General features: G+C 62.9%; 23 protein-coding genes and 1 pseudogene. 10 read left to right on the forward strand and 14 right to left on the reverse strand.

The features are described from left to right. Positions 1 to 61: 61 nt before the first annotated feature. From G5134_RS13345 to ttcA, 3 genes are all read left to right on the forward strand, one after another. Positions 62 to 817: an FNR family transcription factor gene (locus tag G5134_RS13345; RefSeq protein ID WP_005300768.1), complete on the forward strand. Its 756-nt coding sequence runs from the start codon at positions 62 to 64 to the stop codon at positions 815 to 817. 134 nt (positions 818 to 951) lie between these two features. Further along, on the forward strand, positions 952 to 1,896 hold the full coding sequence (gene uspE, locus G5134_RS13350; RefSeq protein WP_017764530.1) for a universal stress protein UspE: 945 nt from the start codon (positions 952 to 954) through the stop codon (positions 1,894 to 1,896). 67 nt (positions 1,897 to 1,963) lie between these two features. Further along, positions 1,964 to 2,872: a tRNA 2-thiocytidine(32) synthetase TtcA gene (ttcA, locus tag G5134_RS13355; protein WP_005300763.1), complete on the forward strand. Its 909-nt coding sequence runs from the start codon at positions 1,964 to 1,966 to the stop codon at positions 2,870 to 2,872. A gap of 83 nt (positions 2,873 to 2,955) precedes the next feature. Here the strand turns inward: ttcA and G5134_RS13360 are convergent, their stop codons facing one another. Next, positions 2,956 to 3,633 carry a DUF2987 domain-containing protein gene (locus tag G5134_RS13360; protein WP_065017634.1) on the reverse strand — a complete coding sequence of 226 codons (678 nt, stop codon included), beginning with the start codon at positions 3,631 to 3,633 and terminating at the stop codon, positions 2,956 to 2,958. Between the two features lie 72 nt (positions 3,634 to 3,705). Continuing rightward, positions 3,706 to 4,443, reverse strand: a complete 738-nt coding sequence (locus G5134_RS13365; RefSeq protein ID WP_005300757.1) for a hypothetical protein — start codon at positions 4,441 to 4,443, stop codon at positions 3,706 to 3,708. A gap of 268 nt (positions 4,444 to 4,711) precedes the next feature. Between G5134_RS13365 and G5134_RS13370 the strand changes: the two genes are divergently transcribed. The 7 genes from G5134_RS13370 to G5134_RS13400 all read left to right on the forward strand — a co-directional run bounded on the left by G5134_RS13370 (position 4,712) and on the right by G5134_RS13400 (position 11,400). Continuing rightward, positions 4,712 to 5,329, forward strand: coding sequence for a glutathione S-transferase family protein (locus G5134_RS13370; protein WP_065017635.1), 618 nt, complete (start codon positions 4,712 to 4,714; stop codon positions 5,327 to 5,329). A 204-nt stretch (positions 5,330 to 5,533) separates the two neighbouring features. After that, positions 5,534 to 5,953 (forward strand): D-ribose pyranase, encoded by a 420-nt coding sequence (gene rbsD, locus G5134_RS13375; RefSeq protein ID WP_065017636.1) that lies wholly within the window; start codon positions 5,534 to 5,536, stop codon positions 5,951 to 5,953. 20 nt (positions 5,954 to 5,973) lie between these two features. Continuing rightward, entirely contained in the window at positions 5,974 to 7,497 is a 1,524-nt protein-coding gene (rbsA, locus tag G5134_RS13380; protein ID WP_065017637.1) for a ribose ABC transporter ATP-binding protein RbsA, read from the forward strand. Further along, positions 7,494 to 8,459 (forward strand): ribose ABC transporter permease, encoded by a 966-nt coding sequence (rbsC, locus tag G5134_RS13385; protein WP_005300744.1) that lies wholly within the window; start codon positions 7,494 to 7,496, stop codon positions 8,457 to 8,459. The genes rbsA and rbsC overlap by 4 nt, the downstream gene beginning before the upstream one ends. 21 nt (positions 8,460 to 8,480) lie before the next feature. Continuing rightward, complete coding sequence (rbsB, locus tag G5134_RS13390; protein WP_010634030.1) at positions 8,481 to 9,356, forward strand: ribose ABC transporter substrate-binding protein RbsB; 876 nt, start codon at positions 8,481 to 8,483, stop codon at positions 9,354 to 9,356. A gap of 107 nt (positions 9,357 to 9,463) precedes the next feature. After that, the gene (rbsK, locus tag G5134_RS13395) at positions 9,464 to 10,396 is read left to right on the forward strand and encodes a ribokinase (RefSeq protein WP_065017638.1); all 933 of its coding nucleotides are present in this window, start codon (positions 9,464 to 9,466) and stop codon (positions 10,394 to 10,396) included. Continuing rightward, a complete protein-coding gene (locus tag G5134_RS13400) occupies positions 10,396 to 11,400 on the forward strand; it encodes a substrate-binding domain-containing protein (RefSeq protein ID WP_065017639.1) in 1,005 nt (334 codons plus the stop codon). Before rbsK ends, G5134_RS13400 begins: the two co-directional genes overlap by 1 nt. 86 nt (positions 11,401 to 11,486) lie before the next feature. Here the strand turns inward: G5134_RS13400 and G5134_RS13405 are convergent, their stop codons facing one another. The 12 genes and pseudogenes from G5134_RS13405 to infC form a co-directional block, all read right to left on the reverse strand. Then, positions 11,487 to 13,136, reverse strand: a complete 1,650-nt coding sequence (locus G5134_RS13405) for a sensor domain-containing diguanylate cyclase (protein ID WP_065017640.1) — start codon at positions 13,134 to 13,136, stop codon at positions 11,487 to 11,489. Next, a complete protein-coding gene (locus G5134_RS13410; protein WP_065017641.1) occupies positions 13,136 to 13,612 on the reverse strand; it encodes a hypothetical protein in 477 nt (158 codons plus the stop codon). The genes G5134_RS13405 and G5134_RS13410 overlap by 1 nt, the downstream gene beginning before the upstream one ends. Before the next feature lie 85 nt (positions 13,613 to 13,697). Beyond that, positions 13,698 to 14,489 (reverse strand): annotated as a pseudogene (gene cobB / locus G5134_RS13415) (Sir2 family NAD+-dependent deacetylase); the annotation flags it as partial. Between the two features lie 66 nt (positions 14,490 to 14,555). Next, complete coding sequence (locus G5134_RS13420; protein WP_017782894.1) at positions 14,556 to 15,155, reverse strand: GNAT family N-acetyltransferase; 600 nt, start codon at positions 15,153 to 15,155, stop codon at positions 14,556 to 14,558. Positions 15,156 to 15,158: 3 nt separating this feature from the next. Further along, the gene (locus G5134_RS13425) at positions 15,159 to 16,406 is read right to left on the reverse strand and encodes a response regulator (RefSeq protein ID WP_065017642.1); all 1,248 of its coding nucleotides are present in this window, start codon (positions 16,404 to 16,406) and stop codon (positions 15,159 to 15,161) included. A 1-nt stretch (position 16,407) separates the two neighbouring features. Continuing rightward, a complete protein-coding gene (locus G5134_RS13430; protein ID WP_421232056.1) occupies positions 16,408 to 20,352 on the reverse strand; it encodes an ATP-binding protein in 3,945 nt (1,314 codons plus the stop codon). Between the two features lie 54 nt (positions 20,353 to 20,406). Then, positions 20,407 to 20,703, reverse strand: a complete 297-nt coding sequence (ihfA, locus tag G5134_RS13435) for an integration host factor subunit alpha (protein ID WP_005300715.1) — start codon at positions 20,701 to 20,703, stop codon at positions 20,407 to 20,409. 3 nt (positions 20,704 to 20,706) lie between these two features. Beyond that, positions 20,707 to 23,106: a phenylalanine--tRNA ligase subunit beta gene (gene pheT / locus G5134_RS13440; RefSeq protein WP_065017644.1), complete on the reverse strand. Its 2,400-nt coding sequence runs from the start codon at positions 23,104 to 23,106 to the stop codon at positions 20,707 to 20,709. 12 nt (positions 23,107 to 23,118) lie between these two features. After that, positions 23,119 to 24,102, reverse strand: coding sequence for a phenylalanine--tRNA ligase subunit alpha (pheS, locus tag G5134_RS13445; protein WP_005300689.1), 984 nt, complete (start codon positions 24,100 to 24,102; stop codon positions 23,119 to 23,121). A gap of 316 nt (positions 24,103 to 24,418) precedes the next feature. After that, positions 24,419 to 24,775, reverse strand: coding sequence for a 50S ribosomal protein L20 (rplT, locus tag G5134_RS13450; protein ID WP_005300683.1), 357 nt, complete (start codon positions 24,773 to 24,775; stop codon positions 24,419 to 24,421). A 15-nt stretch (positions 24,776 to 24,790) separates the two neighbouring features. After that, positions 24,791 to 24,988, reverse strand: coding sequence for a 50S ribosomal protein L35 (rpmI, locus tag G5134_RS13455; RefSeq protein ID WP_005300673.1), 198 nt, complete (start codon positions 24,986 to 24,988; stop codon positions 24,791 to 24,793). An 86-nt stretch (positions 24,989 to 25,074) separates the two neighbouring features. After that, entirely contained in the window at positions 25,075 to 25,605 is a 531-nt protein-coding gene (gene infC / locus G5134_RS13460; RefSeq protein ID WP_185219337.1) for a translation initiation factor IF-3, read from the reverse strand. Positions 25,606 to 25,615 lie beyond the last annotated feature (10 nt).

Genomic DNA, 25,615 nt, shown 5'->3' on the forward strand with positions numbered 1-25,615 from the left:
TCCAAAACGGATGAGTTGATGGTAAACTTGTTTGATATAAATCAATTATTCGTATGAGCCTATGATCCCGGAAAAGAAACCTGGCAGACGTATTCAGAGCGGTGGCTGTGCAATTCATTGCCAGGATTGCAGCATCAGCCAGCTCTGCATTCCCTTCACTCTAAACGACAACGAGCTCGATCAGCTGGACAGCATCATCGAGCGCAAGAAGCCGATCCAGAAGGGTGAAGAGTTGTTCAAGGCCGGCGATGAGCTCAAATCGCTCTACGCCATCCGTTCCGGGACCATCAAGTCATACACCATTACCGAGCAGGGTGACGAGCAGATCACGGCCTTCCACCTGGCTGGCGATCTGGTCGGCTTTGACGCCATCCACAAACAGGCGCACCCCTCCTTCGCCCAGGCGCTGGAAACCGCCATGGTGTGCGAGATCCCGTTCGACGTGCTCGACGATCTCTCCGGCAAGATGCCGAAGCTGCGCCAGCAGATCATGCGGCTGATGAGCAACGAGATCATGGGCGACCAGGAGATGATCCTGCTGCTCTCCAAGAAGAATGCCGAAGAGCGCCTTGCCGCCTTCCTGCACAACCTGTCGGTGCGCTTCTCCGAGCGTGGTTTCTCCGCCAAGGAGTTCCGCCTCTCCATGACCCGCGGCGACATCGGCAACTACCTCGGCCTCACCGTCGAGACCATCAGCCGTCTGCTGGGCCGCTTCCAGAAGTCCGGTCTCATCAGCGTCAAGGGCAAGTACATTACCGTTCTGGATCACGTCGCCCTCGGCGTCATGGCCGGTGCAACCCGCCCCCCCTGCGGTTAAGCTTCCTCTCTCTGGTGCCGGATCGGTTTACCCCGAAATTTGATCCGGCACACGTCCCCCTCTCTCCTCCTGAGCTAAGCTGTAATGGCTAAAGGTCTGCCATCATTGGTATTTTTGCCAAGGAGGAGGAGAACATGGTCAAGTACCGAAAAATCCTGGTGGTCATCAACCCGGAAGAAGAGCGGCAAATCGCCCTCGAACGTGCGGTCAAGGTCGCCGAGCTGGATGAAGGGGCGCAGCTGACCCTGTTACTCACCATTTACGACTTCTCGTATGAAATGACCGCCATGCTGTCGGTGGATGAGCGGGAAGAGATGCGCCACGGAGTCATTTCCCAGCGCCGTGAATGGCTCGACGACATACTCAAACCCTACCGTGCCCGTGGGCTGGACTGCGAGATCAAGGTGGTCTGGCACAACCGTCCCTTCGAATGCATCATTCAGGAAGTGCTGGAGCAGCGCCACGATCTGGTGGTCAAGGCGACTCACCACCACTCCTTCCTGCAAACCTTCATCTTCACCCCCACCGACTGGCACCTGCTGCGCAAGTGCCCCTGCCCCGTGCTGCTGGTGAAAGAGGGGCATTGGCAGCGGGGTGGCAACATCATCGCCGCCATCAATTGCTCCAGCGACGATCAGGATCAGAAGCTGCTCAACGAGCGGATCACCGAAGAGGGGATCGCCATCGCCGAGCTGCTCGGCTCCAACCTCTATCTGGTCAACACCTATCCGGGCACCCCGGTCAACGTGGCCATCGAGCTGCCGGAGTTTGACCCCAACGCCTACAACGACGCCATTCGCAAACACCACGAGAGCCTGTTGCTTAGCCACGCCGACAAGTACGGCATCGGCCATCTCTGGACCCGGGTGGCGGAAGGCCTGCCCGAAGAGGTACTGCCCGATCTCGCCGGCGAGCTGCAGGCTACCCTGATGATCATGGGGTGCGTCGGTCGCACCGGGCTCTCCGCCGCCCTGCTTGGCAACACCGCCGAACATGTGGTGGATCGCCTCGCCTGCGACATGCTGATTCTCAAGCCCGCCGACTACAGCTGCCCGGTCGATAGCCGCCGTCCAGCATAAGCCTTTCTTGCCCTCCCCCGGGACATGGCTATAATAAGCCGCTTATTTTTGTCCCGGGTTTCAGGTCATGCTAGAAGAGCTTAACGCCAAAGAAAAATACAGTTTCAACAAACTGCAGAAGCGCCTGCGGCGCAACGTAGGTCAGGCCATTGCCGACTTCAACATGATTGAAGAGGGTGACAAGGTCATGGTGTGCCTGTCCGGCGGCAAGGACAGCTTCGCCATGCTCGACATCCTGATGAGCCTGAAGGCCAGCGCCCCCATCCACTTCGATCTGGTGGCGGTCAATCTGGATCAGAAGCAGCCCGGCTTCCCCGAGCACGTGCTGCCCGAATACCTGAGCACCCTTGGCATCGACTTCAAGATCGTCGAAGAAGATACCTACGCCATCGTCAAGGAGAAGGTGCCGGAGGGCAAGACCACCTGCGCCCTCTGCTCCCGCCTGCGCCGCGGCATTCTCTACCGCACCGCCCAGGAGCTGGGTTGCACCAAGATTGCCCTGGGTCACCACCGCGATGACATCCTCGAGACCCTGTTCCTCAACATGTTCTACGGCGGCAAGCTCAAGTCCATGCCGCCCAAGCTGGTGAGTGACGATGGCAAGAACGTGGTGATCCGCCCGCTCGCCTACTGCAAGGAGAAGGACTTGGTGCGCTATGCCGAGGTCAAGGCCTTCCCCATCATCCCGTGCAACCTGTGCGGCTCCCAGGAGAACCTGCAGCGCCAGGCCATCAAGCAGATGATGCAGGAGTGGGATCGCCGCTTCCCGGGTCGTCTCGAGACCATGTTCACCGCCATTCAGGACGTGATCCCGAGCCACCTGCTCGATCACAAGCTGTTTGACTTCAAGAGCATCAACCGCGACTCCGGCATCATCGACGGCGGCGACAAGGCGTTTGATCCGCCCGAGCTGCCCAAGGCACCGCTGCTGGACATCGACGAGATGGACATGCTGGACGTGATTGAGGTGCGCTAAGCCCTCACCATCACCAATGAAAAAAGGAGCGCCAAGCGCTCCTTTTTTATTTTTATGCCGGCAAGCAAGCGGCCCGGGCCCCATCAACCCTTGTGCAGCCAGGGGGTCAGCCGCAGGATCTCCCCCTGCAGCTGCAGCTTGCCCTCGGCAAACTCCGCCAGCTGGGCGTTGCTCAGCAGCAGTTGTCCCTCCTGCCAGGGCAGCGGCAGCTGGCGGGCACCGTCGATGAGGTAGGCGGTGCCGCTTGGCTGCACCAGGCTGACCCTCACCCCCGTCATCTCGGGCAGGAAATATTTGCCGACCATGCCGGCCAGCTTCTCCAGCAGGCTCCGCATGTCGTGCTGGCGCCCCGTCAGCTCGCTCACCTTGAGCTCCCACCGACTGTCTGCCGGCGGCGGCACATCGGCCATCACCTGCACCGACAGATCGCAGGCCTCATGAGGCTCGGTGAGCCCCACTACCACGCTTGCCTTGTCGAGATTCAGGTCGTCGTCATAGGGCAGTCGCAATTCGCTGTCGACGGTCACCTCGGCCGCCACGTCCCGATCCAGGGTCGAGACCCGGGCCGAGGTGAGCTGGCAGCGCCGGCCATTTTGCTGATCGGTCAGATAAAAGCCCAGCCTGGCGTGGCCAAACTCCCCCTTGGCGAAGGTCTTCATCTGGCTGTAGAAGGTGCCGTACTGCAGCTCGAGGAAGGGCTGCGCCACTGCCAGCATGGGGGTCAGCAACAGCGCGGCTGCCATCCCGTATCGATTGTTCATATGCCATCCTTTTGCATCACGCATCTACACGCGCCGCTATCTGTTGCTGTTGTCTGACGCCCTGCATGCCCGTCAGGCGTTGAAGTGATCGGGGCCCTGGCTCACGTCGGTTACTTCGACCGCCACCCCGCACAGATCCCGGTAGAGGATCCCCTTGCAGTTGAAATAGAGCGGTGCCACCCAGATAAGCCCCAGCCCCATGGGGATCAGCGCCAGGAAGAAGAGCGCCATCATGACCCCGTGCAGCAGCACTATGCTGGGCCAGCCGCGAGCAAACAGCTTGAGGGAGACCAGAATGGCCTGCGCCGGCGACAGGCCGCGCTCCAGCACCAGCGGCACGGTAAACACCAGCCCCATGCCGATCAGTGCCGACGGAATAAAGGCCAGCATCACCGGCAGCCCCACCAGTTCGAACAGCGGGCCGAACAGGCTGGTGATGAGGCTGCCGAGCAGGCTCAGGCTGCCAAGGCGCAGGAAGTGGCGAAAGAAGTCGAACACCTGGCTCGGCCGGGCACGCACCCCCACCGACTGCTGCAACCCCAGCATGTCGAGGGAAGAGGTCATGGGCGACATGATGACGGTGATGAGCAGGCTCAGCACCAGGGCCACGTCCATCCCCCCTTCCTGATTGACATAGGGGGCCAGCAGGGTGTTGCTCAACAGTATCCAGATGGCCGTTACCCCGACGATGGCCAGCAGCAGGCCGAACCCGGTGCGCCGCGTCTGTTGCCAGCTCTCCTGCAATACCCCCTTGAGGTCGAGACGATATCCCTGGCTCAGGGACTGTTCGAGGGAACCACCTATCCGCATTTTGTTACTCAATTGACTATCCAACATCCGAAAAACTGCTATTCAGGGAGCACATTATAGCGATTTGACCCGGTATGCGTAGCCGTTTTTCCCGCGTGGCTGCGCTCAAAAAGCCTTTGATTTCATCAGCCCTCCTTGTCCTGGCCGGGATCCCGCCCTTGGCCGACGGCAACCGGGGGCGTAGGATGCCAGGCGACAGTGCGGATTTTTTTGCGCGCCCCGCCCCACCCGGGATCACAGGGGGCACGCGCTTCACAAGGAGATGTTCATGTCTGATTTGACCCTCTATCTCGCTCCCGGCACCTGCGCCATGGCCGTGCGTATCGCCCTCACCGAAGCCGGTGCCCCTCACGTTGTCACACGGCTGGATCTGGCGGCCGGCGAGCAGCGCTCCGCTGCCTATCTCGCCATCAACCCCAAAGGCCGAGTGCCGGCGCTGGTGACCGAGCGCGGCGTGCTCACCGAAACCCCGGCCTTGCTGCTCTATGTGGCGCAGCGTTTTCCCGATGCCGGGCTCGCGCCGCTGGACGACCCCTTTCTGCTGGCCAGGATGCAGGAGGTGCACGGCTTTCTCGCCGCCACCGTGCACGTCGCCCATGCCCATGGCCGGCGCGGCAGCCGCTGGGCCGATGACCCGCTGGCCATCGCCGCCATGCAGGCCAAGGTGCCACACAACATGCGCGAGGGCTTTGCGGAGATTGAACGCCATTATCTGGCCGGCCCCTGGGTGCTGGGGGAGCAGTTCAGCCTGGCCGACATCTACCTGTTCGTGGTGGCGAGCTGGCTTGAGGGCGACGGGGTGGCCATCAGCGACTTTCCCAAGGTCGCGGACCACTATCGGCGCATGCTGGCACGCCCCGGCGTGCAACAAGGGCTCGCCCTCTAATTCCTCTCGTTGCGGGTGCCAGTGCTCTTCTGGCACCTTTTTTCCCGCTTTTCCCTCACCATTGAGATCGTTTTCACATTTCTGCCATCTCCTGGTGGATCCAGAACGCCTGAACGCCTATCTTCCACCCCATGACGCAACCGGTTGCGTAACCGGTTGCCTAGCTAACATCAGATACGCGGGCATAGCCTGCCGAGGTGCTGTATGAAACGAGGCGTACTGCTCAATGCTCCCCTGAGTGCCCTGGTGGCACGGATGGGCCACACCGACGAGATCACTGTCTGCGATGCGGGTCTGCCTATCCCGGTGGGCCCCGAGCGCATCGATCTGGCGCTGATGGCGGGGACGCCGAGCCTTGGCACCGTGCTGACCGCCCTGCTCACCGACCTGGTGGTGGAGAAGGTGATCATGGCGAGCGAGATCAAGCAGATCAGTCCCGCCGCCCATCAGGCGCTGGTGGATCAGCTGGAGGTGCACGCCGCTGCCCAAGGCAAGCCCATCACCATCGAGTACTGCCTGCACGAAGAATTCAAAGCTCGCTCCCACCAGAGCAAGGCCATCGTGCGCAGCGGCGAGGTGACCCCCTACGCCAACCTCATTCTCTGCGCCGGCGTGGCGTTTTAAGCCTTTTCAAGGAATCAGCCATGAGTACAACCCCCTCGCCCATTCTGTCGCTCACCGGGATCGTCAAGACCTTCCCCGGCGTGCGGGCGCTCGATGAGGCAGGCCTCAAGGTCTACCCGGGCCAGGTGATGGCCCTGCTCGGCGAAAACGGCGCTGGCAAGTCCACCCTGATGAAGGTGTTGACCGGCATCTATCAGGCCGATGCGGGCACCATCAGTTATCGCGGCCAGCCGGTTCACTTCAAAGGGCCCCGCGACTCCCAGGATCAGGGGATCAGCATCATCCACCAGGAGCTGAACCTGCTGCCGGAGCTCTCCATTGCCGCCAACATCTTCCTCGGCCGCGAACCGCGTACCCGTTTTGGCAGCATCGACCACAAGCAGCTGCGCGAACGGGCAAGCACCCTGCTGGCACGCCTCGGCGTCAAACACGGCCCGGATACCCGGCTCGGGAGTCTCTCCATCGGTGAACAGCAGATGGTGGAGATCGCCAAGGCGCTGTCGTTCGATGCCAGCGTCATCATCATGGACGAGCCCACCGATGCGCTGACCGACACCGAAACCGAGCAGCTGTTCAAGGTTATCCGCGAGCTGCGTGAGCAGGGCTGCGGCATCGTCTACATCTCCCACCGCCTGAAAGAGATCTTCGAGATCTGCGATCGGGTCACTGTGCTGCGCGATGGCAAGTGGATCGGCGAGCAGGCGGTGAGCGAGCTCGACGAAGACAGGATCATCGAGATGATGGTGGGTCGCCGGCTGGAGGAGCAGTATCCGCGCCTGGTGCGCGAGCTCGGCCCGGTCAGCCTGCAGGTCAAAGATCTGGCCGGCCCCGGCGTGCGCGGGGTGAGCTTCTCCCTGCGTCAGGGGGAAATTCTGGGCTTCAGCGGCCTGATGGGATCCGGCCGCACCGAGCTGATGAAGCTCATTTACGGTGCCAGCCCCATCAGCGCCGGCCAGGTGTCGGTGGATGGTCACGCGCTGGCCCCCAGAAGCCCGGCCGATGGCCTGGCCGCCGGCATCGCCTACATCTCCGAGGATCGCAAGGGCGATGGCCTGGTGCTGGAGCTGTCGGTGCGCGAAAACATGAGCCTGTGCGCCCTTGGCGAGTTCATCAGCCACGGCAAGATTGACGGCCAGGCCGAGCGCCAGGCGGTGGGCGACTATGTGCGCCTGTTCAACATCAAGACCCCCAGTCAAGATCAGCTGATAAAGCTGCTCTCCGGCGGCAACCAGCAGAAAGTGGCCATCGCCAAGGGGCTGCTGACAAGGCCCAAGGTGCTGATCCTGGACGAGCCGACCCGCGGCGTCGATGTCGGCGCCAAGAAGGAGATCTATCAGCTCATCAACCAGTTCAAGAAGGAGGGGATGAGCATCATCCTGGTCTCCTCCGAGATGCCGGAAGTGCTCGGCATGAGTGACCGCATCCTGGTGATGCACGAAGGGCGCATCAGCGCAGAGTTCAATACCCGCGACGCCAATCAGGAAAAACTGATGGCGGCGGCAGTCGGCAAACAGTGGCAAGCAGAGCAAGAGGCAGCACAATGACAACCCAAACCCTTTCCCGCCGAGGCATCATGAGCAAGGAGTGGTGGATCGAGAACAAATCGCTGGTGGCCCTGCTGGTGCTGATCGGCGTGGTCTCCTTCCTTAGCCCCAACTTCTTCACCGCCGACAACCTGCTCAACATCCTGCGCCAGACCTCGGTCAACGCCATCATGGCGGTCGGCATGACCCTGGTCATCCTCACCGCCGGCATCGATCTGTCGGTCGGCTCGGTACTGGCCCTGTGCGGCGCCCTGGCCGCCACCATGGTGGCCATGGAGCTGCCCATCATGCTGGTGATCCCCCTCACCCTGGGGGCCGGCGCCCTGCTTGGCGGCATCAGCGGCCTCATCATTGCCAAGGGCAAGGTGCAGGCCTTCATCGCCACCCTGGTCACCATGACCGCCCTGCGCGGCGTCACCATGGTCTATACCGAGGGGCGCCCCATCTCCACTGGTTTCAGTGACGGCGCCGATCACTTCGCCTGGCTGGGTACCGGTTACCTGTTCGGTCTGCCGGTGCCCATCTGGTTGATGGCCATCGTCTTCCTGCTGGCCTGGTTCATGCTCAACCACACTCGCCTGGGTCGCTACATCTATGCCCTGGGCGGCAACGAATCGGCCACCCGCCTCTCCGGCATCAATGTGGACCGGGTGAAGCTCGCGGTGTATGGTCTGTGCGGCATGCTGTCGGCACTGGCCGGGCTCATCGTCACTTCCCGCCTCTCCTCCGCCCAGCCGACCGCCGGCATGGGGTACGAGCTGGATGCCATCGCCGCCGTGGTGCTGGGTGGCACCAGCCTGATGGGGGGCAAGGGCCGCATCATGGGTACCCTGATCGGGGCGCTCATCATCGGCTTCCTCAACAATGCCCTCAACCTGCTCGACGTCTCGTCCTATTACCAGATGATCGCCAAGGCCAGCGTGATTTTGCTCGCCGTGATGATCGATAACAAAAGCAAGTAAGCACACACAAGGAATGAAATGATGAAAAAGCTCAATACCCTGCTCGCTGCCGCCATCATGTCCGTGCTGGGCACCGCCCAGGCCGCCGATCACACCCTGGCCATGGTGGTCTCCACCCTCAACAACCCCTTCTTCGTCACCATGAAGGAAGGGGCCGAAGCCAAGGCCAAGGAGCTTGGCTACGAGCTGGTGGTGCTGGATTCCCAGAATGACCCGGCCAAGGAGCTCTCCAACATGGAAGATCTCACCGTGCGCAAGGTCAACGCCATCCTGATCAACCCGACCGACTCCGAAGCCGTGGGTAACGCCATTCGCCTCGCCAACAAGGCCAACATCCCGGTGCTGACCCTGGACCGCGGCGCGGCGCAGGGTGACGTCAAGGCTCACATTGCATCCGACAACGTGGCAGGTGGCAAACTGGCCGGCGATTTCATCACCCAGAAGCTGGGTGCCGGTGCCAAGGTGATCCAGCTGGAAGGGATCGCCGGTACCTCCGCCGCCCGTGACCGCGGCGAAGGCTTTGCCCTGGCCGTGGCCGCCAACAAACTGGAAGTGCTGGCCTCCCAGCCCGCCGACTTTGACCGCACCAAGGGTCTGAACGTCATGGAGAACCTGCTCGCCGCCCATCCGAGCGTGCAGGCGGTGTTCGCCCAGAACGACGAGATGGCGCTGGGTGCCATCCGCGCCGTGCAGGCCGCCGGCAAAGAGGTGATGATCGTCGGCTTCGACGGCACCGACGATGGCAAGGCCGCCGTGGCCAAGGGTAAACTGGCCGCCACCGTGGCCCAGCAGCCCGCCCTGATTGGCGCCATCGGCGTGGAAACCGCCGACAAGGTGCTCAAGGGCCAGCCGGTGGAAAAATCCATCCCGGTTCCGCTGCAAGTGGTCAGCAAGTAAGTTGATGGGGGGAGGTTCGCCTCCCCCTTTTCACTCAAGGTTTACGGTGCCTCCCGGCCTGGATCCGGCTTTCGTGTCCATGCCAAGATGCATCAGGAGTACTCAACATGAATCGTCTCGTCGTTCTGGGCAGTGTCAATGCAGACCACGTGCTGCGCGTTCCCCACTTTCCTCGCCCAGGTGAAACCCTGACCGGCCACAGCTATCAAGTGGTGCCCGGTGGCAAGGGCGCTAACCAGGCGGTGGCCGCCGCCCGGTTAGGTGCACAAGTCTCCTTTATCGCCCGCATCGGCGATGACGCCATCGGCCACCAGATGAAGACCGGCTTTGCTAAAGACGGCATCGACGTGAGCGCCGTCGAGCTCGACCCCAAGCTCCCCACCGGGATCGCCATCATCTATGTGAGCGATGAGGGGGAGAACAGCATCGGCATCTCAGCCGAAGCCAACGGCGCCCTCACCCCATCCGTGGTGAAAGGCCATGAAGCGATGATCGCCGATGCCCACACCCTGCTGCTGCAGCTGGAAGTGCCGCTGGAGAGTGTGCTGGAAGCCGCCCGCCTGGCCCGTGCCCACGGCACCCGGGTGGTGCTCAACCCCGCCCCCGCTCGCCCGCTCTCGAGCGAACTGCTGGCACTGGTGGATCTCATCACCCCCAACCAGACCGAAGCCGAGCTGCTGACCGGCGTCAAGGTCACCGACGAGGCGAGCGCGGCAAAGGCTGCCGCCCGTTTCCACCAGATGGGCATCGAAGAGGTGATGATCACCCTGGGATCGCAAGGGGTCTATTGCAGCAAGGGGCAGCAACAAGCGCTCATCCCGGGTTTTCGGGTGAAAGCAGTGGACACCACGGCGGCCGGCGATACCTTCAACGGCGCCCTCTTGGCAGCCGATCTCGCCGGCGCCGACTTTGACGCGGCCGTGCGCTTTGCCCATGGCGCCGCGGCGCTCTCCGTCACCCGGTTTGGAGCCCAGAGCTCCATCCCGAGCAAGCAGGAGGTCGACGCCTTCCTGCTTGAGCAGATTGCGCAGGGGCACTGATGGCCAATATCAAGGAGGTGGCGGCGCTGGCGGGGGTGTCGACCACCACCGTCTCCCACGTCATCAACGAGACCCGTTTCGTCGCCGAGGAGACCCGCGAGCGGGTCTTCGCCGCCATGCGCGAGCTCAACTATGCCCCGAGCCTAGTGGCCCGCAGCCTCAAGGTGAAGGAGACCAACAGTATCGGCATGCTGGTCACCACCTCCAGCAACCCCTTCTTCGCCGAGGTGGTGCGCGGGGTGGAGCGTTATTGCTTCGAGCAGGGCTACAACCTGATGCTGGGCAACACCGAGGGGCAGGCCGAGACGGCGCTCTCCTACCTCAAGATGATGCTGCGCAAGCGGGTCGATGGCCTGCTCATCATGTGCAGCGAGGGGCAGCAGGAGGTGTTCAACCAGCTCGACTGGCTCAAGAGCCTGCCGGTGGTGGTGATGGACTGGGGGATGGAGAGTGCCGACGTGGATCTCATCGCCGACAACTCCCATCGCGGTGGCTACCTGGCGACCCGCCACCTGCTGGGGCTGGGCCACACCGCCATCGGCTGCATCACGGGCCCCCACAGCCGCGCCCCCGCCAACCAGCGTCAGGCAGGTTTTGAGCAGGCGATGCTGGAGGCCGGGCTCACCGTCAATCCGCACTGGGTTCAGGAGGGGGACTTTGACTGCGCCAGCGGCCATCAAGCGATGCGCCGCCTGCTGGCGCTGCCCGAGCGCCCCAGCGCGCTGTTCGTCTGCAACGACATGATGGCGATGGGGGCCATCAGCGCGGCGCATCAGGCTGGGCTGGTGATCCCGCGGGATCTCTCCATCGTCGGCTATGACAACGTGGCGCTGGCCGAATTCATGTCGCCGCCGCTCACCACCGTCAATCAGCCGAAAGAGGAGCTGGGCCGTCTCGCCGTCACCCGGCTGCTGGCACGCATCAACGGCGAGGCGCTGGCGGACCACCTGATCACCGTTGACCCTGACCTGGTGATCAGAGATTCCTGCGCTCCTCGTCCCTAACATACACGCTCAATAAAAAAACAAGGCGACCCTGGGATCGCCTTGCTGCGTTTTGTCTCTGGCAGGTTCAATACCGCTCTTTGTGCTCAGGCCAGCTGCCTTGCCTCACTGCCCGCCAGCTCCTGCAGTTGCACCAGCCTCAGTCGCCGGGCCAGCGGCTGCAACAACTCGCCATGTTCATCATCCCGCGGCAACCAATAGCGCACGGGCCAGCCGGCCGCCAGCTGCGCCGGGGTGGCGCTGCCAATGTCTCTGAGCGCCAGGGTGCAACCCTGCTGCCGCAATCCCGCCAGCAAGGCAGTATCCGGTTGCAGTGCCGGCACCAGCAGCACCAGCGGCGTGCGGGATGCCCCCGGCAGACAGGCCAGCACCTGGGCCAGCTGAGCCTGATTGTCGAGCGGAACCAACAAGGCACGACTATCGCCATGCAGCGTCCCGTGCGCCTGCAGTAGCCGGGCCAGCACTGGGCCCAGCACGCCGCACTCCTGCAGCCAGCGCATAGGACAGGATGTACCCTGCTCTTGCCAGTAGAGCGCCAGTTGCCACAGGCCGTTGCCCTGCCCGTCCGTCAGCCCCTGCAACGCCACTCGCAGTGGCGCAGGCTCGCGTCCGGCCAGCCAGTCGCGCAGCTGATGCAGTTGGTGCTGGGTCAACTGCAACTGCTGCAGCATGGCCGGTTCGAACCAGCAGATGTCCCCCTCCTGGCTGCGCTTGGCCTGATTGAGGGCCAGGATGGCCTGATCCAGCAGCCGGCCGGCATCCTGCTGCTGCACCCTGACCACCCCGAGCCGGCAGGCCAGCTCGAAGCTGCACTCCCGGGTCACGAACTCGAAGTGGAGCAGGCTCATCAGCTGGTGGATGCGCGCTTCCAGCGTCCCGTCCGCCGTGGTCAGCACCACGGCGAACTCGTCGCCACCGAGCCGGTAGGCGTGACTGCCGTGGGCCTGCTGCAGCTTGTCGGCCACCGTCTGCAACAGCCGATCACCGACCTGATAGCCGAGCAGATCATTGACCTGCTTGAAGCGTTTGAGGTCGAGCACCACCAGGGCGCTCGCCTCGCCGGCATGCAGGGCGCGGGAGAGCTGCTCCTGCAGGGCCCGGCGGTTGCCAAGCCGGGTCAGGGGGTCGAGCAGGGCGAGCCGGCGGTTCGCCAGATTGGCGCGAATGAGGGCGGCCACCAGGGCGCCGCCGGTCAGCAGCAGGATCAGTTGCCAGATCTGCAGCCAGAACAGGCTGCTGCGGATCTGGCTCACCGAACGTTCCCGCTCCTGACCGGAGAGGATTTGGTTGCCTATCTGCTCGATGAGCCGGGTCTGGCTGGCGATCTCCTCCTGCAGGCGGGCGAGTTGGGCCCCTTCCCGCAGCTCCCCTGCCGCCATCTGGGGCTCGAGCCGCTTGATCTGCTCGAACAGTCCGGCCAGCGCCCTGCCAAGCCCGTGCCGCTCGCGCGCCTCGGCGGTTTCACTGCTGATGAGAAAGATGTCGAGCCGGTTCCACAGCAGATCGTAATCGAGGCTCAGGGTCTCCATCTCCACTTGGCCGACCCGATAGAGCCGCAGATCGGCGAGGAAACGCTGGGATTCGAGCATCACCTGGCTGATGTTCCAGTGGATGTTGCGGTAGAAGGTGTCGACCAGCTGCTCCTGGCGATGCTGCAGATAGAGGCTGCTGCCCGACGAGAGCAGAAACAGCAGCGAGACCGCCACCAGCAGCAGTTTGTGGCGGGATAGCCACATCAATCGACGATCTCGATGCGGGTCACCTGCCACACCATGCAGTTGTGGATGGCGGGCACGTCCAGCTTGGGATAGCTGGTAAACGGAATAAGCAACCAGAGCGGCCCCTTGTTGCGCCGGGTCAGCGGCTTACCGTCCTCCGCACGCACCAGGGTCAGCGGCACGCCGTCGAACAGGGCCAGATCCACCACCTGTTGATAACCGTTGAGGGCCGAGACGGCGATCTTGCGGGCATCCTGGATCCCTTGTGCCGCCAGTACGGTTGCCAGGGTCGGCCCGCGATAGTGGTGGGAACCCTGGGTCCAGGGGGTGGTGGTGGTGAACTCGGTCTGTGGCAAGGCGGAGAGGGTCGCCTCATCGAGGGCCACTTGCTGGCCACCTGGCAACACCAGGGTCATCAGGGAGGCTTGTGCCGATGCGCCGGCACAGGCCAGCATCAGGAGGGAAAAAGCGATCCATTGCTTGAGAGTGATCATGTAAGTTGCGCCAACTGCGTCCCATTTTTTGGCTGCCAGTGTGGCGATTTCACCGGTTCATTGCAACTGCGCTGATGCACAATAGCTAGGGGCCGCGCATCTCCATCCAGTTGTGCCCCTCGATCTGCGCCGGCTGGTGCACGCCGCAGCGTTGCAGCAGCTCATCCACATAGGCCGGCACCAGCAACGAGGCCGGACCGTAGCGTTTCTCGTCAAACTGGCTGCCCACTTCGCTCGGCTCCAGGTTGAGCTCTATGGTATGGGCTCCGTTCAATCCCGCTTCGTGCACGAAACCGGCCGCCGGATAGACGGCGCCAGAGGTGCCGATGGAGATGAAGAGATCGCACTGGGCCAGCGCGCCGTAGATGCGATCCAGCCCGAGCGGCATCTCGCCGAACCAGACCACGTGCGGGCGCAGCGGCTGGGGAAACTGGCAGCAGGTGCACAGCTCCTCCTGATGGAGATCGCCGCGCCACTCGATCACCTGGCCCGAGCCTGGGCAGCGCGCCTTGAGCAGCTCACCGTGCATATGAATGAGGTTCTTGCTGCCGGCGCTCTCGTGCAGGTTGTCGATGTTCTGGGTCACCAGGGTGACGCAGCCCGGCAGCAGGCGCTCGAGCCGGGCCAGCGCATAGTGGGCCGGATTGGGGTGAATGTGAGGTTGCTGCAGCTGATGGCGGCGGGAGTTGTAAAAGCCCTGCACCAGCTCCGGATCCCGGGCATAGCCCTCCGGCGTCGCCACGTCCTCCACCCTGTGCTCCTCCCACAGACCGTCACAGGCACGAAAGGTCTTGATGCCCGACTCGGCCGAGATCCCGGCACCGGTAAGAATGACGATGTGTTTCGCTGACTGCACCATGACTGACTCCCTCTGGCTAGCTCTCTGGCTGACCTTAGCACAGGGTGAAAAACCGGCCTATTCGCCCTTGGTCTTATGATGCAGTTACAGGGTGTCGAGCACGCTCAAATCGAGTCGCACGAACACCAGCTCCCGCCCCGTCACCAGGGTGAGCGGCAGGCCCAGCCCGCGCAGCAGCGCCAGCATGGGGCGATTCTGGGGCAGCACCTCCGCCGTCCATTCGCGGATCCCCTCGCCGCGCGCCAGCAAGGCCAGCGCCAGCAGGATGCGCCGCCCCGCCCCTCGGTGCTGGAAGTGATCGGCGACGATGCAGGAGAACTCGGCCCGATCCGGGTGCAACCGCCGCCGGATGGACTGGGCCTGGGCCAGCGGCCGCCCCTGACCGTCGGTCAGCAGCAGGCCGATCTGGTGTTCCCTGGGGTAATCGAGGAAGAAGGCGAGCTGCTCGTCGCTCAACCTCTGTTTGGCGCGCATGAAGCGCAGGTAGACGCTCTGCTCGCCGAGTTCGTCATAAGCCGCCCGGATGCGGGCGGGATCGGCCCCCGCCAGCTCCTGCAAACGGCAGGGAACGCCCCCGACTTCCATCATCAACGGCAGGTCGGCGCGGGTACGGGGATGAAGCCAGCCGGCCAGGGAGCGCCGCAGCCGGGCTTCGTCCGGCGGCCAGCAGAGGTAGCGGGCCACCCTCTACCAGCGCCCCGCCATGCCGCGATCGCGCCACAGGTTGTGGTCCAGCAGGTTGAAGGGATCGTCCAGATAGAGGGCGATGCCAAGCTCCCTGGCTCGGTTGATGAAGCGCCCCAGCAGGGAGTCCGGGGTCATGGCCTCCAGGCTCGGCAGCAGGCTCTGCCCCAACAGCAGGTGCTGCAGCGGCATCCGCTCCAGCAAGTCGAACGGAATGTGCTGATCGTTGTCCAGCAGCAGGGCGAGCCGTGCCCCCGCCAGACTGGCCTGCAGCACCAGGGCAAAACGCTCCGCCTGGCTCAACAGGTGGTCGCGCCGGTGGATCAGCAGGGTGAGCTCGCCTGGCTCCCTGCCCCGCTGGACGAGCCACTCGCGCACCAGCTCCCAGCGCGGCGGCAAACCGGTCACCGCCAGCCAGATGGGCAAGGGGGACGGGGGATCGGACAAGAGCCCGAGCAGCCCCTTCTCCTCCCCCTGCCAGGTGCGGATGGTACGGCGCAGTCCGCTCAGGCGGCGCTGACGCTGCGGCCCCAGATAAAGCCCCTTGAGCAGGCTCAGCAGATCGTCGGCCAGCAGCGGCTTGGCCAGGGCCGCCAGCACGTTGAACCCGGCATCGTGCAGCAGGCGGCGGGCGCCGTCGATCAGGGTCTGGTCGTGGGCGGAGAGCAGCACGATGGGCAGGCCGCTGTGCTGGTATTGGGGCTGGCTCATCAGCAGGCTGATGGCATCCTGATCCACCAGGCTGAGATCGCTCACCAGCAGCTTGATCTCGCCACCGGCCAGCGCCTTGATGCAGGCATTGCCATCCTGCACCCACTGACAGGGCAATCCCAGTCCCCTGATCTCCTGCTGAATGTGGGCCCCCTGAAACGGGTGATCCTCCAGCAACAACACCTGGGTCTGGGCCAGCCACTCCTGCCACGCCAGATAGCGGCCATTGACCCCCGCCAGCCAGTCATCGGTGAGGCGATAGATCCCCTCCGCCTGCGCTGTCAATTGCGGCAGGTAGTCGGCAGCGGCGTGGGAGTCGGGATCGAACAGGGCGATGGCACCGGCGGCAAACAGCCCTTCCCACTGCCAGCAGGCATCGGGCCGGGTGCGGCGCAGGGTGGCAAATTCCGGCAGTTCGACGGCTTTTGCCGCCCGATAGGCAACCCCGTCCAGGGCATAGATGGTCACGGGGTGGAACAGGCGCTCATCCGTCTCTTCCGAGTTCAGCAAGGCCAGTAACTCTTCATCTGTGATGATCATGTCAGAGCCTCTCACGTAGTCGCCGGCACACCTCGTCCAGAGCTTGCCGCAGCGGGGGTAGCAGGGGTTGCCGTGGATCCCGTTTCCACTGTTCAATCACCTGGACGAGCGGGGTCGCGCCCACCATTTTGGCGGCCCCCTTCATCTTGTGTAAAGCGGCTTCCAGTGCCATCTCGTCTGCTTGTGTGACACAGCGCTCAATGTCGGCCAGATCCTGGCCGGTCGCCTCCAGATAGAGGGAGATGAGCTCGGGGGTGAGCAGCGGCATCTGGGCTTCTGACCAAGAAGCAGGCGCTGCCGCCTTCTGCTCCGGGTTCGGCTCGGGTGCGGGGTCCCCCAGGGTGCGCAGCAGATTGGCGAGATCCTTGAGCAGCAGCGGCTTGTCCAGATGACCACGACAACCGCAGCTGGCCAACTGCGCCGCCGCCGGCTCGCTGAGGTCGGCGGTGATCACGTAGGTGGGCAGATGTTGCCAGCGCGGGGAGTCTCGCAGTCGGCGGCAGAGCTCGGCCCCGTCCATCACCGGCATCTGCAGATCGGTCAGCACCAGATCGACCGTCTCGTGCTGCAGCATGTCGAGCGCCAGCTGGCCGTTGGCCGCGCTGATCACCTGGGCCCCCAGCTGGCTCAGCTGCATGCTGATCAATACCCGGTTCACCTCGTGATCTTCAACCAGCAGCACCCGCATCCCCTGCCCCGGCAGCGTGATCATGCCTTGGGCGGAGGGCACCAGCCGCGGCTGCATCAGGCTGACCACCGAGCCCGGCACCCAGGGTTCGCCCTGCCAGTCCCAGTAGCGCAGCCCCTGTTCATCCTGGCGGGCGCTCAGCACCGGGCCGGCCGGCTCGTCCGGCAGATCGAGCTCGCCGAGCCAGGGCAGCAGATAGTCCCGCTCCGCCCCGTCGAGCACCACATGGACGCTGCTCACCCGCGGGCGCCAGCGCGGCATCTCCTGCAGCAGTACCAGCGGCAGGGCACAGATGAAGCGGCTGCCGCCGGTCGTGCGCGGCTCGACCCGGATCTCACCCCCCATCTGCTCCATCAGTTGGCGACAGATGGCAAGCCCGAGCCCGGTCCCCTGGGCCCGCGGCTGGCCCTCCTCCCCACCCTGCTCAAAGGGCAGGAACAGGCGTGGCAGCAGTTCGGCACTGATGCCGGGCCCCTCGTCATCCACCCCGCACAGCAGCTGGGTGCCGTCCCGGCGGGCCCACAGCACTACCTCGCCACGGCTGCTGAACTTGATGGCATTGGCCAGCAGGTTGTGCAGCACCTGCTGTACCCGATGAGGATCCAGCTCCACCTGGGCAGGCAGCCGGTGATCCAGATCCAGCCGCAGCTGCAACCGCTTGGAGCGAGCCTTGGACCAGTGCACGGCAGCCACATGCTCGCACAAGTCCACCAGATCGGTGGGCTGGGGCGAGAGCGCCAGCTGCCGGTTCTCGTTGCGGCTGAAATCGAGCACGTCGTTGAGCAGCCCCAGCAGCTCGTCCCCCGCCTGCCTGACATGGGAGAGCGCAGAGTGCTGCTCGGCATTGAGGGGGGTGTGGCTGAGCCACTCCAGCAGCCCGAGGATGGCGTTCATGGGGGTGCGAATTTCGTGGCTCACCGCCGCGAGGAAACGCCCCTTGGCCAGCACGGCCTGCTCGGCCCGTTCATGGGAGGCCTGCAGCGCCTGCTCCTGCTCGACCCGCGCCGTCACATCCTGCACCACCCCGTATACCCGCCACCCCTGCTCAGGCAGGCTGCGCCCCCGGCCGTAGAACTGCAGCCAGCGGGTACCCTTGAGCGGATGCTGGTAGCGCAGGGCATAGGAGAAGGGCTGGCCGGCCTGCAGCATCTCGCGCATGGGCTGCTGCATCTCGACCTTGTCCTGCGGCGCCAGCCGTGCCAGCGCCTCGCCCGGGTTGCGGCGGATCTGCTGGCTGGCCAGCCCCAGCAGCTCATAGCTGCCGCGGCTGATGAACTCCACCTGGCGGATCCCCTCCTCGTGCAGCAGGAACTGGATCACCACGCCGGGTACCGTGTTGGTCAACGCCCGCAGGCGCCGCTCGGCCTGGCGCAACAAGCGGGTGCGCTCGCGCAGGGCACTGATGTTGGAGAGCGCAATAAGATCCCCCGCCGGCGACTGCTTGCCGAGTTGGAGCGGGATCTGGGCGTAGGAGTAGACCTGATCGCCCAGCGCCATCTCCCCCTCGCTCTCTTGCAACTGGGCCTGCGGCAGGTGCAATTCCGCCAGGTAGCGGGCCTCCAGCCGCTTGGCCTGCTTGTTGCGCTTGATGATCTCGCCCTGATTGTCCCGCAGAAACACGGGCACCGGCAGTGCCTGGAACAGGGACTCCCGGAACTGGCTCTCCAAAGCCAGGGTCTGCTCCATCGCCTGGCGCTGGCTCACCTCCCGAGCCAGCTGCTGGCGCGAGCGCCAGATCAGCCAGATGACACCGGCACTGATCAGCAGCGCCAGCAACACCGAACCCAGCCAGATCCCGTAGCTGACCCCGGCCTGCTGGGTCAGTACCAGCCGGTGCCAGCGTAGTTTGAGATCGTCATTCTGCTTGCCGGTGAGGGTCATCAAACTCTGCTCCATCACCCCGGAAAGCCTGGGGCTGTGCCGACTGATGGCAAACCCCAACCCGAAGCGTTGCGGCAGCTCCCGCACCTCCAACCCATCCAGCTGATTGTTGCGAAGCGGGTATTGCAGCTGATAGAGCTCGGCCAGCATGGCGTCGGCCGCGCCGCTCTGTACCGCCGCTATCCCCGCTGCCAGGGTGTCGCTCTTGCGCCAGCGATGCGTGCCCTCCAGGCGGGTCAGCATCTCTTCGTCATAGAGGGTGGCGGGCACCACTATCCTGCCCTTCACCGCCGCCAGCGTCTCGAACGGCTGGGTCTTGCGGCTCACCAGGGCATAACGGCTGACCGCCATGATCCGGGTGAAGTCGAAGGCATCGGTCAGCGCCGGCGTCTCCAGCAGGCCGACCATCATGTCCGCCTCGCCGCTTTGCAGCTTGGCCAGCGCCTCTTCCCGGCTGGTAGTGGGGATCACGTGGAAGTTGAGCCCGGTCTGCTGGCTCACCAGCTTCAGCACGTCCGCGCTCCACCCCTTGAGATCGCCCTGCTCGTCGAGGCCGCTGTAGGGCATCAGATCCGGGTTGACCACCAGCTTGATGGCGCTGGAGGCGCCGACCAGCCAGGCCTGCTCCTTGTCGGTGAAGTGGAGCGGGTTGATGTCCTGTTCCCCCTGTGCCAGGTAGCGGTCGAGATCCTGATAGAGGGAGCCCGGCGGCAGGTAGCGGATGGCGGTGTCGATCAGCTCGCGCAGCGCCGGTTTGTCCCGCATCATCAGCCGGTAACTCACCACCAGCTCGTCGCTGCGCAGGCGTCGCAGCCGCAGCCCGGTGTCCGGGTATTCGCGCATCAGGTAACGCAGTTGCAGGTAGTCGCCGAGGTAGGCCGTCCCCTTGCCCGCCGCCAGCGCCGCGTACCAGTTGTCCGCCTCGGTCAGGGGCTGCTGGGTTGAATGGGGATAGAGGGCTCGCAGCACCTCGTTCGCCTGCCAGATGGGCGAGACCAGAAACCTGGCCTGCCCCAGCTCGCCGCGATAGAGGATGGCGGACTCGGCCTCCAGCATGGCACGACTGAGCGCCATCCCGGGCAGGGCCTCCATAGAGGGGCCCACGTTGGGAATGAGATCGCAGCGCCCCTCCAGCAATCCGCTGCGCACGGCAGACCAGTTGGGCAACTTCTGATAGATGAGCGGAAAGGGGAGCTGTTCGGCCAGTCGCTCCATCTGATCGACCAGTAGCCCTCCCGACTCATCGAGATAAGGCGGCCTGATGAGCGCCGGATAACAGATGGTCAACGACTTGGTGGCATCGGCAAATGCCTTGGCGGTCGTGGAGAGAGGCAGATCCATCGCCTGCAGTGGCGCGGCCAGCAGCAGACCTAGCAAAAGACTGGTTTTTATCATGAAAAAGTAAAAGCCAGGCGGTTGCCTGGCTTTTTGTCACTCGTTGGGTTCAACATTTTCGACCCTGGCCTTGAGTTTCTGACCAGGGCGGAAGGTGACCACCCGCCGGGCGCTGATGGGAATATCTTCGCCGGTTTTCGGGTTACGTCCTGGACGCTGGTTCTTCTCACGAAGATCAAAGTTACCGAAGCCTGAAATCTTGACTTGTTCACCACGCTCAAGCGCTTGTCTGATCTCTTCAAAGAAGGCTTCCACCATATCTTTGGCTTCACGCTTGCTCATCCCGAGCTGGGTGAACAGGTGCTCTGCAATGTCGGCTTTGGTAAGCGCCATAGATCAATCCCTCAAGGATGCATTCAACTCTTCACCAAGGGCCCGCACGACATTGTCTACGGTCTCGGCAATCTCTTTCTCCTCCAGAGTGCGCTGGGTGTCTTGCAAAACAAGACTGATGGCCAGGCTCTTCTTGTCCTCGGCCATACCAGCACCCTGGTATACGTCAAACAAGTTTATTCCAACTACCTGATTTCCGCCAACTTTTTTAATTACTGCTAGCACATCGCCGGCCAGAACAGCAACATCAACCACCACGGCGATGTCACGACGGTTGGCCGGGAAGCGGGAAACTTCGGCAGCAACCGGCACCTTGGCCGGGGTCAGCTTGTCCAGCTCCAGCTCGAACATCACGGCGCGGCTCTTGAGGCCCAGCTTCTTCTCGAGGCTCGGGTGGATCACGCCGATGTGACCTATGACCTCGCCATTGCGCAGGATCGCCGCGCTCTGGCCCGGGTGCAGGGCACTGTGTTCGGCACGCTCGAAGGTGAAGGTGGCGCCTTCGGCGGTCAAGTCCAGCACAGCTTCCAGATCCCCTTTCAGATCAAAGAAGTCGGCAGCGCGGCTCTTGATGTCCCAGTGTTCGTCGCTCTGGTTGCCGGTGATGATGCCGGCCAGCATGGGCTCCTGACGGATGCCGTTCTCCGCATTTTCGTCCTTGATGAAACGCAGGCCCTGCTCGAACAGACGCACCCGCGGCTGCTGACGGTTCTGGTTGTAGACCACCGCCTGCACCAGACCCGGGAACAGAGAGACACGCATGGCAGACATCTCGACCGAGATCGGGTTCGGCAGCACGATGGCATCGCTCTGCGGGAACAGGGTCTGCTGAGCCTTGGGATCGACGAAGCTGTAGGTGATCGCTTCCTGGAAGCCGCGATCGACCAGCAGGTCGCGCACCCGCTTCAGGGTCACCTGCCCTTCTGCCTGCTCTACCATCGCGAGCGATGCGGCGGGTTTGAGGTTCGGGATGTTGTTGTAGCCGTAGATGCGGGCCACTTCCTCGATGAGATCTTCCTCGATGGCGATATCGAAACGCCAGGAGGGAGCCAGCGCGGTCCAGCCGTCGGCGTCCACGGTCACCTGCATGCCGAGGCGAGTCAGGATCTCGACCACCTGCGCATCCGCCACGCTGATGCCGATCACCTTGTCGAGCTTGGTGCGGCGCAGCTTGATGGGGGCAGCCTTGGGCAGATGATCATCGGATTTGACCTCGATGACCGGACCCGCTTCACCACCGCACTCTCCGCCACAAATGTCCAGCAGCAGGCGGGTGGCACGATCCATCACCTTGGCCTGCAGCTCGGGATCCACCCCGCGCTCGAAACGGTGGGAAGAGTCGGTGTGCAGACCGTAGGCACGGGCACGGCCGGTGATGGAGAGCGGCGCGAAGAAGGCGCACTCCAGCAGGATGTCGGTGGTGGTCTCGGAGACACCGGTGCGATTGCCGCCGAAGATGCCGGCCATGCAGGCAGGGCCCTGGGCGTCTGCGATAACAAGCGTGGTCTCTTTGAGCTTCACCTCGTTGCCATCGAGCAGGGTCATGGGCTCGTCGGCCTTGGCGCGGCGCACCACCAGTTCCCCTTCAAGCGTCGCCAGGTCGAAGGCGTGCATCGGCTGACCGTATTCCAGCAGCAGGTAGTTGGTGATGTCGACGATGGCGTCGATGGAGCGGATGCCGCCACGGCGCAGCTTCTCCTGCATCCAGAGCGGGCTCTGGGCGTGCAGGTTCAGCCCCTTGATGACACGGCCCAGATAACGGGGGCAATCTGCCGGCGCTTCAACCCGGATCGGGAAGGTAGCGTCGATGGTGGCAGCAGCAGGGGTCCAGGTCGGCTCGACCACGTCAACACTGTTGAGCACGCCGATTTCACGGGCCAGACCCGCGATGCCGAGGCAGTCGGCGCGGTTCGGGGTCAGATCCACGTCGATGCTGACGTCGTTGAGCGCCAGGTAGTCGCGGATATCAGTGCCGATAGGAGCGTCAAGCGGCAGCTCGATGATGCCATCGGCCTCGACGTCGATACCCAGCTCGCTGAAGGAGCAGAGCATGCCGTGGGACGGCTGGCCGCGCAGCTTGGCTTTCTTGATGGTGAAATCACCCGGCAGGGTCGCCCCGACCTTGGCCACGCAGACTTTGAGGCCGGCACGGCAGTTCGGTGCGCCGCAGACGATGTCCAGCAGCTCGGCCTCGCCCACGTTGACCTTGGTCACCCGCAGCTTGTCGGCGTCCGGATGCTGGGCGCACTCGACCACTTCACCCACCACCACGTTGTTGAACTGGCCGGCCACCGCTTCTACGGCGTCCACTTCCAGACCGGCCATGGTGATCTGCTCGGCCAGTGCATTGTCACTCAACTCGGTGCGGACCCACTCCATCACCCAGGATTTACTGAATTTCATGTTCTCTCGCCCTTACTTGAACTGCTTGAGGAAGCGCAGGTCGTTTTCGAAGAAGGCACGCAGGTCGTTGACCCCGTAACGCAGCATGGTCAGGCGCTCAACGCCCATGCCGAAGGCAAAGCCGGAGTATTTTTCCGGATCGATGCCAACCGAACGCAGTACATTCGGGTGCACCATGCCGCAGCCCAGCACTTCCAGCCACTTGCCGTTCTTGCCCATCACGTCGACTTCGGCGCTCGGCTCGGTGAACGGGAAGTAGGAAGGACGGAAGCGAATGGTCAGATCTTCCTCGAAGTAGTTGCGCAGGAAGTCGTGCAGAATGCCCTTCAGTTCGGTAAAGCTGGCATGCTCGTCGACCAGCAGGCCTTCGACTTGGTGGAACATCGGGGTATGGGTCATGTCGTAGTCGTTACGATAGACGCGGCCCGGCGCGATGATGCGGATCGGCGGCTGCTGATGCTCCATGGTGCGGATCTGCACGCCCGAGGTGTGGGTGCGCAGCATCAGATCAGGATTGAAGTAGAAGGTATCGTGATCGGTACGCGCCGGGTGGTGCGCCGGGATATTCAGCGCATCGAAGTTGTGGAAGCCGTCTTCAATCTCGGGACCACGGGCAACCTTGAAGCCCATCTCGCCAAACAGGCGCTCGATGCGCTCGATGGTGCGGGTCACCGGGTGCAGACCGCCATTCTCGATGCGGCGGCCCGGCAGGCTGACGTCGATGGTCTCGGCGGCCAGCTTCTGGTTCAGCACGGCAACTTCGAGGGCTTCACGACGCCCGTTCAGGGCATCCTGAACCTGCTGTTTGGCCTGGTTGATCACGGCGCCCGCGGCGGGACGCTCTTCAGCGGACAGGGCGCCCAGGCCCTTCATCTGCTCGGTAAAAAAGCCCTTTTTACCCAGATATTTGACCCGGATTTCGTCAAGGGCGGCGATGTCGCTTACGCCCTCAATTTCGGCCCTGGCTTGGCCGACTACTTCTTCAAGCTGTTGCATGTCTTCCTCGTCACCACTCCCGGTACAGGAGCCTTTAGGCTAAATAAGGTCAAGAGGGGAATAATACAAAAAAAGCCCCTTCACTGACCATAGTTAAGGTGCCCTTTTCTCCCTAGAAATCATTTTGTTATCAAGTAGGGCTTCGAGCCGGACCTGCTTCTTCTTTGCGATTGGGTACACAATTTCAGTTTGATGGCATATGAAGCCATATGTATAGCTATCATGATGGTAGAGTCATTGCCGCCTGCAAGCGACAAATGACAGACAACAAAAAAGGAGGCCTGAGCCTCCTTTTAGCATTTATAACAGAACCGGATTAAACCAGAGCTGCTTTGGCCTTTTCAACCAGGGCGGTGAAAGCCAGCTTGTCGTGAACGGCGATATCGGACAGGATCTTGCGATCGATCTCGATGGAAGCCTTCTTCAGACCGTTGATCAGACGGCTGTAGGACAGACCGTTCTGACGGGCTGCTGCGTTGATACGAGCAATCCACAGTTGACGGAACTGACGCTTTTTCTGGCGACGGTCACGGTAGGCATACTGACCAGCTTTGGTTACCGCTTGTACCGCTACGCGGTAGACACGGGAACGGGCGCCGTAGTAACCCTTGGCGGCTTTCATTACTTTCTTGTGACGAGCGCGAGCGGTCACACCACGTTTAACTCTTGGCATTTTTCACATCCCCCCTTATGCGTACGGCAGACAAGCGACAACACGTTTGTGGTCGGCAGCGGAAACAAAGAACTTCGGTCCCAGCTGACGCTTACGCTTACTGCTCTTCTTGGTCAGGATGTGACGCAGGTGGTTGTGCTTGCACTTGAAGCGACCTGAGCCAGTCTTCTTGAAGCGCTTTGCGGCGCCCCGGTTGGTTTTCATCTTCGGCATTTCATACTCCGCATTGTGAGTGACAACAAAATCGCAAGGCGAACCGACTCATGGGGCTGGCCCCATGAGTCAATTTCTTGTGGGCCTTAAGATTTCTTCTTGGGTGCGAGGACCATCACAGCTTGACGGCCTTCGACTTTCGGGAACGATTCGACTACGGCCAGCTCTTCCAGGTCGTTCTTGACGCGCTCCAGAACCTTGATACCAAGATCCTGGTGGGCCATTTCACGACCACGGAAGCGCAGGGTGACCTTTGCCTTGTCCCCGTCTTCCAGAAAGCGAACCAGGTTGCGTAGTTTTACCTGATAGTCGCCTTCGTCGGTGCCAGGACGGAATTTGATTTCCTTGACCTGGACGACTTTCTGCTTTTTCTTCTGTTCTTTGGTGGTTTTGCTCTTTTCGTAGAGGAATTTGCCGTAATCCATGATCCGGCAAACGGGCGGCTCAGCGTTCGGACTGATCTCGACCAGATCCACTCCGGCCTCAAGGGCCAAGTTCAGAGCATCCTGGATGGAGGTGATGCCAATGGCTTCACCATCCAGGCCAGTCAGACGAACTTCTTTCAGACGGATCTCTTCGTTGATCCGGTGAGCGCGGGCTTGCGGTTGCTTGCCCAGTTTTTTTCCG

The sequence above is a fragment of the Aeromonas sp. 600276 genome (genome assembly GCF_049175815.1).
In the GTDB taxonomy this organism is placed as follows: Bacteria; Pseudomonadota; Gammaproteobacteria; order Enterobacterales; family Aeromonadaceae; genus Aeromonas; species Aeromonas dhakensis.

Excerpts from the sequence above, each read along its gene's own strand:
- G5134_RS13345 (WP_005300768.1), top strand. The coding sequence starts at position 62 with ATGATCCCGGAAAAGAAACCTGGCAGACGTATTCAGAGCGGTGGCTGT.
- uspE (WP_017764530.1), top strand. The coding sequence starts at position 952 with ATGGTCAAGTACCGAAAAATCCTGGTGGTCATCAACCCGGAAGAAGAG.
- ttcA (WP_005300763.1), top strand. The coding sequence starts at position 1,964 with ATGCTAGAAGAGCTTAACGCCAAAGAAAAATACAGTTTCAACAAACTG.
- G5134_RS13360 (WP_065017634.1), bottom strand. The coding sequence starts at position 3,633 with ATGAACAATCGATACGGGATGGCAGCCGCGCTGTTGCTGACCCCCATG.
- G5134_RS13365 (WP_005300757.1), bottom strand. The coding sequence starts at position 4,443 with ATGCGGATAGGTGGTTCCCTCGAACAGTCCCTGAGCCAGGGATATCGT.
- G5134_RS13370 (WP_065017635.1), top strand. The coding sequence starts at position 4,712 with ATGTCTGATTTGACCCTCTATCTCGCTCCCGGCACCTGCGCCATGGCC.
- rbsD (WP_065017636.1), top strand. The coding sequence starts at position 5,534 with ATGAAACGAGGCGTACTGCTCAATGCTCCCCTGAGTGCCCTGGTGGCA.
- rbsA (WP_065017637.1), top strand. The coding sequence starts at position 5,974 with ATGAGTACAACCCCCTCGCCCATTCTGTCGCTCACCGGGATCGTCAAG.
- rbsC (WP_005300744.1), top strand. The coding sequence starts at position 7,494 with ATGACAACCCAAACCCTTTCCCGCCGAGGCATCATGAGCAAGGAGTGG.
- rbsB (WP_010634030.1), top strand. The coding sequence starts at position 8,481 with ATGAAAAAGCTCAATACCCTGCTCGCTGCCGCCATCATGTCCGTGCTG.
- rbsK (WP_065017638.1), top strand. The coding sequence starts at position 9,464 with ATGAATCGTCTCGTCGTTCTGGGCAGTGTCAATGCAGACCACGTGCTG.
- G5134_RS13400 (WP_065017639.1), top strand. The coding sequence starts at position 10,396 with ATGGCCAATATCAAGGAGGTGGCGGCGCTGGCGGGGGTGTCGACCACC.
- G5134_RS13405 (WP_065017640.1), bottom strand. The coding sequence starts at position 13,136 with ATGTGGCTATCCCGCCACAAACTGCTGCTGGTGGCGGTCTCGCTGCTG.
- G5134_RS13410 (WP_065017641.1), bottom strand. The coding sequence starts at position 13,612 with ATGATCACTCTCAAGCAATGGATCGCTTTTTCCCTCCTGATGCTGGCC.
- G5134_RS13425 (WP_065017642.1), bottom strand. The coding sequence starts at position 16,406 with ATGATCATCACAGATGAAGAGTTACTGGCCTTGCTGAACTCGGAAGAG.
- ihfA (WP_005300715.1), bottom strand. The coding sequence starts at position 20,703 with ATGGCGCTTACCAAAGCCGACATTGCAGAGCACCTGTTCACCCAGCTC.
- pheT (WP_065017644.1), bottom strand. The coding sequence starts at position 23,106 with ATGAAATTCAGTAAATCCTGGGTGATGGAGTGGGTCCGCACCGAGTTG.
- pheS (WP_005300689.1), bottom strand. The coding sequence starts at position 24,102 with ATGCAACAGCTTGAAGAAGTAGTCGGCCAAGCCAGGGCCGAAATTGAG.
- rplT (WP_005300683.1), bottom strand. The coding sequence starts at position 24,775 with ATGCCAAGAGTTAAACGTGGTGTGACCGCTCGCGCTCGTCACAAGAAA.
- rpmI (WP_005300673.1), bottom strand. The coding sequence starts at position 24,988 with ATGCCGAAGATGAAAACCAACCGGGGCGCCGCAAAGCGCTTCAAGAAG.